Source organism: Streptomyces sp. NPDC058045 (assembly GCF_042885635.1).
GTDB lineage: Bacteria > Actinomycetota > Actinomycetes > Streptomycetales > Streptomycetaceae > Streptomyces.
This window is the reverse complement of sequence record NZ_JBHVRR010000065.1, coordinates 19,999-27,511: the sequence shown is the minus strand read 5'-3', so window position 1 is coordinate 27,511 and position 7,513 is coordinate 19,999. Positions and strand designations below refer to the sequence as shown.

Annotated in this window: 5 protein-coding genes; 3 read left to right on the top strand and 2 right to left on the bottom strand. The window is 74.9% G+C overall.

The window, feature by feature from the left end; genetic code table 11:
- A partial coding sequence (locus tag ACFVST_RS26460) for a LuxR C-terminal-related transcriptional regulator (protein ID WP_390156097.1) occupies window positions 1-728 on the top strand: 728 nt, incomplete at its 5' end.
- 18 nt (window positions 729-746) lie between these two features.
- Here the strand turns inward: ACFVST_RS26460 and ACFVST_RS26455 are convergent.
- Both ACFVST_RS26455 and ACFVST_RS26450 read right to left on the bottom strand, forming a co-directional pair.
- Window positions 747-1,910: a PQQ-dependent sugar dehydrogenase gene (locus ACFVST_RS26455; RefSeq protein WP_390156096.1), complete on the bottom strand. Its 1,164-nt coding sequence runs from the start codon at window positions 1,908-1,910 to the stop codon at window positions 747-749.
- Window positions 1,911-1,997: 87 nt separating this feature from the next.
- A complete protein-coding gene (locus ACFVST_RS26450) occupies window positions 1,998-3,005 on the bottom strand; it encodes an aldo/keto reductase (protein WP_390156095.1) in 1,008 nt (335 codons plus the stop codon).
- 98 nt (window positions 3,006-3,103) lie between these two features.
- Between ACFVST_RS26450 and ACFVST_RS26445 the strand changes: the two genes are divergently transcribed.
- Window positions 3,104-4,057, top strand: coding sequence for a 2-hydroxyacid dehydrogenase (locus tag ACFVST_RS26445; RefSeq protein ID WP_390156094.1), 954 nt, complete (start codon window positions 3,104-3,106; stop codon window positions 4,055-4,057).
- Window positions 4,058-4,506: 449 nt separating this feature from the next.
- The gene (locus tag ACFVST_RS26440; protein WP_390156093.1) at window positions 4,507-7,359 is read left to right on the top strand and encodes a putative bifunctional diguanylate cyclase/phosphodiesterase; all 2,853 of its coding nucleotides are present in this window, start codon (window positions 4,507-4,509) and stop codon (window positions 7,357-7,359) included.
- Window positions 7,360-7,513: the final 154 nt, after the last annotated feature.

The following is a 7,513-nucleotide window of genomic DNA, read 5'->3' as shown; positions in this document are numbered from 1 at the left end:
TCGCGCGGCGCGTATACCCAACCCGACGGCGCGGAGACGCCTGTCCGCTCCTGCTGGGCGCCGCCACCGCCGAGACCGCCGCCCGCGCCCTCCCCGCCGCCGCCCCGGACCGCGCCGAAGCCCTCGCCCGCATCCGCGCCGCCGCCTGGAACCTCACCACCGGCGCCCCGCTCTGGCAGGCGTACGACCGCTGGGTACGGGCCGAACTCCGTTGCGCGGAGGGGCACTTGGACGCGGATGAGTGGCTGGAACTGGTGGCCGCCTTCGGGCTGCTGGAGCGCCCCTACGAGCTGGCGCGGGTGCGGCTGCGGCTCGCCCGGGCGCTGCTGGCCCGCGGCCCGGGTGCGGAGACCGCCGACGACGACCGGGAGCGCGCCGCGGAACTGCTGCGGCAGACCGGGGCGGTGGCCCGGCACCTCGGCGCCCGGCCGCTCGCCGAGGCCGCCGAGGGCCTCGCCCGGCGCGCCCGCCTCCCCCTCGGCCGCGGTCAGGATCAACCCGCCGATCCGGCCCGCGAGTTGGGCCTGACCGAGCGGGAGCGGGAGGTGCTGCGGCTGGTGGCGGCCGGGCGGAGCAACCGGCAGATCGCCGAGGAGCTGTTCATCTCACCCAAGACGGCCTCCGTGCATGTCTCCCACATCCTGGCCAAGTTGGGGGTCTCCGGCCGCGGTGAGGCCGCCGCCCTCGCCCACCGCCGCCGGCTGTTCGCCCCGGCCGCGCCCGGCTGACCGGCCGCCCAACTGCCCTCAGCCGACCCGGAGTTCCAGGATCCGGTCGTCGCCCTTGACGGGGTGTCCGCGGCCGTCGGTGTTGCTGGTGGTCAGCCAGAGGCGGTCACCGCCCGCCGCCAGGACGGTGCGCAGCCGCCCGTAGCGGTGCACCAGGAAGGCCTGCGGGGCGGCCGCGGCGCGGGTGCCGGCCAGCGGGACGCGCCACAGCCGCTCGCCCCGCAGCGCCGCCATCCACACCGAGCCCCGAACCAGCGCGATCCCGCTGGGCGAGGCCTGGTCGGGGTGCCACTGGGCCACCGGGTCGACGAAGCCCTTGCGGTGGGCGATGCCCTCCACGTCCGGCCAGCCGTAGTTGCCGCCGGGCCGGATCAGGTTCAGTTCGTCCCAGGTGTCCTGCCCGAACTCCGAGGCCCACAGCCGCTGTTTGGCGTCCCAGGCGAGGCCCTCCACATTGCGGTGCCCCAGCGAGTACACATACGGGGCGTTGCCGAAGGGGTTGCCGGGCGCCGGCTGCCCGTCCGGGGTCATCCGGAGGATCTTCCCGCCGAGGAACGAGCGGTCCTGGGCGCGCGCCGAGCGGCCCGTCTCACCGGTACTGGCGTAGAGCATCCCGTCCGGGCCGAAGGCGATCCGCCCGCCGTTGTGGATGGTGCCCTTGGGGATGCCGCGGAGCAGTGTGTTGGGCGCCCCGAGCTGGTCGCCGGGCCGCTTGTCCGGCTCGTAGAGGAAGCGGGCGACGCGGTTGTCGGAGGCGGTGGTGAAGTAGGCGTACACCTCGTGGTCGGTGGCGAACTGGGGGGAGAGGGCGATACCGAGGAGGCCGCCCTCGCCGCCGGGTGCGACGCCCGGCACCCTGCCCACCTCGGAGGTACGGCCGTGCTGCACATCGACGCGCTGCACGGTGCCGTCGTCGCGGGAGGAGACCAGCAGGTCGCCGTCGGGGAGTTCGGCCAGGCCCCAGGGGGACTTGAGGCCGGTGGCCACCGTCCGCAGCACCTTCACCGAACCCTTCGCGGGCGGTGCCGACGGGCTCGGGTCCGCCGCCCGGCCGCCCTTGGTGGGGGAGGGGGACGGGGAGGCGCCGGCGCCGCCGTCCGGGCCGGAGCAGGCCGAGCCGAGCAGCAGTACGGAGGCGGCCAGCAGGGCCGTCGCGGCGGGGTGTCGCACGGGGAGGCGCACGGGTCGGGTCCCTTCGGGCGGAGGTGGCGACTCCCTTCCTACACCGCCCGAAGGCACCCCGCGTGCGATCCGGCCGCCGCCCGCCGCTCAGTCCCAGGAGCCGAGGGCCGTCGGCAGGGCGGCCAACTCGGCGAGGTCCGCCGCGCTCAGGGCGAGCCCGGCGGCCGCCGCGTTCTCCACCGCCCACCGCTGGTGCTTGGCCCCCGGCACCGGCACCACCTGCGGCCCCTGCGCCAGCACCCAGGCCAGCGCCACCTGGGCGGGCGTCACCGGCCGGCCCGCCACCTCGCCCTGCCGGGCCGCGACCCGCCGCAGCCCGGCCACCACCGGCTGGTTGGCGGCCATCATCTCGGCGGTGAACCGCGGATGCCTGGCCCGTACGTCGTCCTCCTCGAAGCCGCCGCCCGTGGTGAGCGTGCCGGTCAGGAAACCGCTGCCGAGGGGCATCGCGGCCAGCACCCCGACCCCGCGCGCCGCACACCACGGCAGCAGCGCGTCCAGCGCCCCGGGCGCCCACACCGCCAGCTCCGCCTGCACCGCGGTCACCGGGAACACCTGCTGTACGCGCTCCAGTTGGCGCAGTACCGGGTCGTAACGGCCGGCGCCCCGCCGCCCGGCCCGCGCGTCCACCGCGCACAGCCCGAGCGCCCGCACCTTGCCCGCGGTGACCAGCTCCGCCATCGCACCCCAGGTCTCCTCCACCGGCACCTCCGGGTCGGCCCGGTGCAACTGGTACAGGTCGATCACCTCGGTGCCCAGCCGCCGCAGCGAGGCGTCGCAGGCCCGCCGCACATAGCCGGGCCTGCCGTTGGCCACCAGATGCTTCTCGCCCACCAGCAGCCCGCACTTGGTGGCGACGAAGGCGTCCGCCCGCCGCTCCTTCAGGACCCGGCCGAGCAGCAGCTCATTGGTGAAAGGACCGTACATATCGGCCGTGTCCAGCAGGGTGGAACCGCGGTCCAGGGCGGCGCGCACGGTCCGCAAGGACTCCTCGCCCCGCCGCTGCGAACCGCTGTACCCCCAGCTCATCGGCATACAGCCGAGCCCGATCGCGCCCACCGTGAGCGCCCCGGCGCCGATCGTCCTGCGCTCCACCTCGCCGTGTCCTCCCCTGTCCGGCCGCCCGCTTCCGGGCGGTCCCAACGTAACCGCTCCCCTCCTCGCCCCCGGCGGCGGGCCGTAGCCTCCTGGACATGACACCCGAGGTATGGCTTCCGCTTCCGCCCGAGGAGATCGAAGGACTCCCCGAAGGGCCCGTCTACCGCTTCTGGGACGGCGGGCCCGACGGCCGCCAGGAGTTCCCCGCCGACCCGGCCGACTGCGGCTTCTACGGCGTCCCCTACCTCAAGCCGGGAGACGTCAAGAGCCGCCCGCTGGCGCGGATGCCGCGACTTGAGGTCGTCCAGACCCTCACCGCGGGCGTCGACGACATGCTCGCCCACCGCGCACTGCTCCCGCCCGGCGTACGGCTCTGCAACGCCCGCGGAGTGCACGAGGCCAGCACCGCGGAACTGGCCCTCACCCTCACCCTCGCCGCACTCCGCGGCATCCCCGACTTCGTCCGCGCCCAGGACAAGGGGGAGTGGCGCAGTTCCTTCCGCCCCGCGCTGGCCGACAGGTCGGTCCTGGTCCTCGGCTACGGGGCGATCGGCGAGGCGGTGGAGGACCGGCTCGCGCCCTTCGAGGTGGCGCGGGTGGTTCGCGTCGCGCGCTCCCCGCGCACCACGGAGCGCGGGCCGGTCCACGCGGTCGCCGAACTCCCGTCGCTGCTACCGGAGATGGACGTCGTCATCGTCACCACACCGCTCACCGAGGCCACTCGGGGGCTGGTCGGCGCGGACTTCCTGGCGCGGATGAAGGACGGGGCGCTACTGGTGAACGTGGCCCGCGGCCCGGTGGTGGACACGGACGCGCTGCTCGCCGAGGCGACGGCGGGCCGGCTGTGCGCCGCACTCGATGTGACCGATCCGGAGCCTCTTCCTCCGGAGCATCCGCTGTGGCAGGCTCCGGGCGTACTCATCAGTCCGCATGTGGGCGGGCCGACGTCCGCCTTCCGGCCGCGCGCCCGGCGGCTGCTGGCCGCCCAGGTCACCCGGTGGGCGGCCGGTGAGCCGGTGCACCACGTGGTGCTGACGACGGAGGGCTGACGGCCGACCCGGCGCCGGGCGCGGACGGCCGGGAATCGACGGTCCGCACATCGGGCACCCGACCGGCTCCGAGGCGTCCGGCGGGCACGGCATCCGGCCTTGTGAACGGCCCGCACTCGCCCGGATGCGCGGCGTGTCGTCACCCCTGCCGGTCGTTACTGTGAGTAGAGGGACTATGTCCCTGAGTGACGACCTGGTGTATGGTCCCGGACAGGGTCTGCGTCGGGCAGGGTCCGGCGCGGGGGATGACGACCGTGGAGGCAAGGGGGGCGACAGGCGATGTACGGCCGATGGAGCACCGATCCCACCCGCCCGGGACGCCGCAGGCGGCCCGGACGCAGCGCCCTGTACCGACCGGCGCCGCCCCCGGCCCCCGCACGCCCCCCGGGCCGCAGACGCCATCCGAGGCCCCGCGCCCTGGCGAGCGGCGCCGAGCCGGGGGCGGGGCGGTGAGTTCCGCCGTCACGCTCCTGACCCGCACCTCCCGGCGGTTCGGCGGCCCCCGCCTGCTGCCCCAGTGCCTGCTGGTGCTGCTCTGCGCCGGGTACACCACGGGCGCCGCCCTCGGCTGGGGCACCACCCGGATCGCCCTCGCCATGGGCGACTTCGGCCTGAGCCTCGCCGCCCTCACCGCCGCCGCCTCCTGCCTGGTGTACGCGCTGCGCCGGCCCGCGCCCGGAATACGCGGCCACTTCCGCGCCGCCTGGCTGCTGTTCGCCCTCTCCTCCCTGATGGCCTCCCTGGGCAACGCGGTCTGGGGCTGGTACGAGGTGGTGCTGAACGAGCCGGTGCCCGCCGCGGGCATCGCCGACTTCTTCTTCCTCTGCTTCGCGCCGCCCGCCATCGTCGGCCTGCTGGTCCTCGCCAAACGCCCGGCGAACCGCGTGGGCTGGACCTGCCTGGGCCTGGACGCCTGGCTCATCGGCGGCTCGCTGCTCACCCTCGCCTGGAGCCTGGCCCTCGCCCACACCGCGCACCGCGCCGACCCCAGCGTGGCGCGCACCGCCCTGGGCCTGGCCTATCCACTGCTGGACATCGTCCTGGTCAGCCTGGTGCTGGTACTGCACTTCGGGCCCCGAGAGGTGCACCGCTCCGCGGTCAACACCGCGGTCGCCGCCCTGGCCTGCACCGTGGTCTGCGACGCGCTCTTCACCTCGCCCCTGATGAACGCCGGATACCGCTCGGGGCAGATGCTGGACGCCGGCTGGTTCGCGGGCTCCCTGCTGCTGGCCTTCGCGCCCTGGGCGGCCGCCCCCCGCCGGGGCGCCGAGGAGGAGACGGAGGCGCGCCCCGAGCCCACCGCCCCGCGGCCCCGGACCTCCCCCTCGCTGACCGCGCTCACGCCCTATCTGGCCGCCGCGGTCTGCACCGTCGGCCTGCTGTGCAACGTGGCGGACGGGCGCCGGGTGGACCGCGTGGTGCTCTTCACCACCAGCACCGTGCTGCTGGCCCTGGTCGTCCGCCAGGGCATCATGCTGCTGGACAACATCACCCTCGCCCGTGAACTCGCCCAGAAGGAGAACCACTTCCGCTCCCTGGTGCAGGGATCGAGCGACGTCATCATGATCGCCGCCCCCAGCGGCGTCCTCCGCTACGTCAGCCCCGCCGCCAGCGGTGTCTACGGGCGCACCGCCGAGGACCTGGTGGGCGAGGAGCTGGCCACCCTGATCCACCCGGAGGACCTCGCCCGCGTCCAGCACGAGCTGCGCCGCTTCCTGGCGAGCCGCCCGGAGGAGCCCAGCGCCCGTATCGAGTGCCGCTTCCGCTCCGGTGACGACCGCTGGCTCAACGTCGAGTCCACCGTCAGCCGGCACCATGGCGGCATCATCCTCAACAGCCGCGATGTCACCGAACGGGTGCGCCTCCAGGCCCAGTTGCAGCACAGCGCGGAGCACGACCCGCTCACCGACCTGCCCAACCGGGCGCTCTTCACCCGCCGCGTCGGCCAGGCCCTGACCGGCCGCCGCAGCACCGACCGAGGCACCGCCGTCCTCTTCATCGACCTCGACGGCTTCAAGGCCGTCAACGACACCATCGGCCACCAGGCGGGCGACGAGCTGCTGGTGCAGGCCGCCCGAAGACTCCGCGAGGCGGTACGCGCCGGGGACACCGCGGCCCGGCTCGGCGGCGACGAGTTCGCCGCCCTCGTCCTGGGCGACGGCACCGGCGACGGCGCCACCCGCGAGCAGCACCTCTACGAGCTGGCCGACCGGCTGCGCCTCGCCCTCTCCCGCCCGTACACCGTGGCGGGCGGCGAGGTGCGGGTGGCCGCCTCCATCGGCGTCGCCTTCGCCGAACCGGGCCTGGGCGCGGGCGAGTTGCTGCGCAACGCGGACCTCGCCATGTACCGGGCCAAGGCCGCCGGCAAGGGCCGCGTCGAGCTGTACGCACCGCAGATGCAGGCCGATGTGGTGCGCAAGGCGCAGCTCGCGGGACGGCTGCGAAGCGCGCTGCGGGACGGCGAGTTCGACCTGCTGCACCAGCCGGTGGTCTGCCTCAGCACCGGCCGGATCGTCTCCGTCGCCGCCCAGGCCCGCTGGCGTTCCGCCCAAGGGATGCTTTACACCCCGGCCGACTTCCTGCGCGCCGCCGCCGACGCGGGGGACACGGACCGGGTCGCCGAGCTGAGCCGCTGGACCCTGGAGCGCGCCGTGGAGCAGGCCGCCGAGCGCGGCCGCAGCGGTCACGCGGTGCCGGTGGTGGTGCGGATGGGAGCCCGCCGACTGCTGGAGCGCACCGCGCCCGCCGGTTCCGTGGAGGCCCTGCTGACCCGGCACGGCCTGCCGTCCGGGGCACTGGTACTGGAGCTGACCGACGGCGAACCACCGCTGTCCATGGACGAGTTGGAGCGCCGCCTCACCGTGCTGCGCCGGCACGGGGTGCGGATCGCGCTGGACGGTTTCGGCGGCGGCTATGCCGCGATAACAGCCCTGCGCCGCCTCCCCGTCGACTGGCTGAAGATCGATCGCGGGCTGGTGGACGGGGTGGTCGAGTCGGCCCGGCTGCACAAGATCACCGGCGGTCTGCTGCGGATCGCCGGTGATCTCGGCCTGCAGTCGGTGGCGGACGGGGTGGACCGGCCCGAGCAGGTGCTCGCGCTGCGCGCCCTGGGGTGCAGCCACGGCCAGGGCGCCGCCTTCAGCGGCCCGCTGGACGAGTACCGGCTGCGCCGTGCGCTGACCGCCGGCCGCTATCCGCTGCCCCGCTCCGCGGCGCGGCCGGTGCTGGCCGGTCCGGTGGTGCCGTTCACCGCTCCCGCCCCCCGCCGCCCACATGATGAGACGCCTGTCCCACCCACTTGACATGCTGTGCGTGCCGGGGGGAGGGTCAGTGCCATGCGCACCCGAATTCTCGTACTTGGACAGCGCGTCGGCTGAGCCGGGACACCATCAGTGACCCGGCGCATCGCATCCGACGCGCTCCCCTCGCTTGCCTCACGGCACGAGGGGTTTTTTG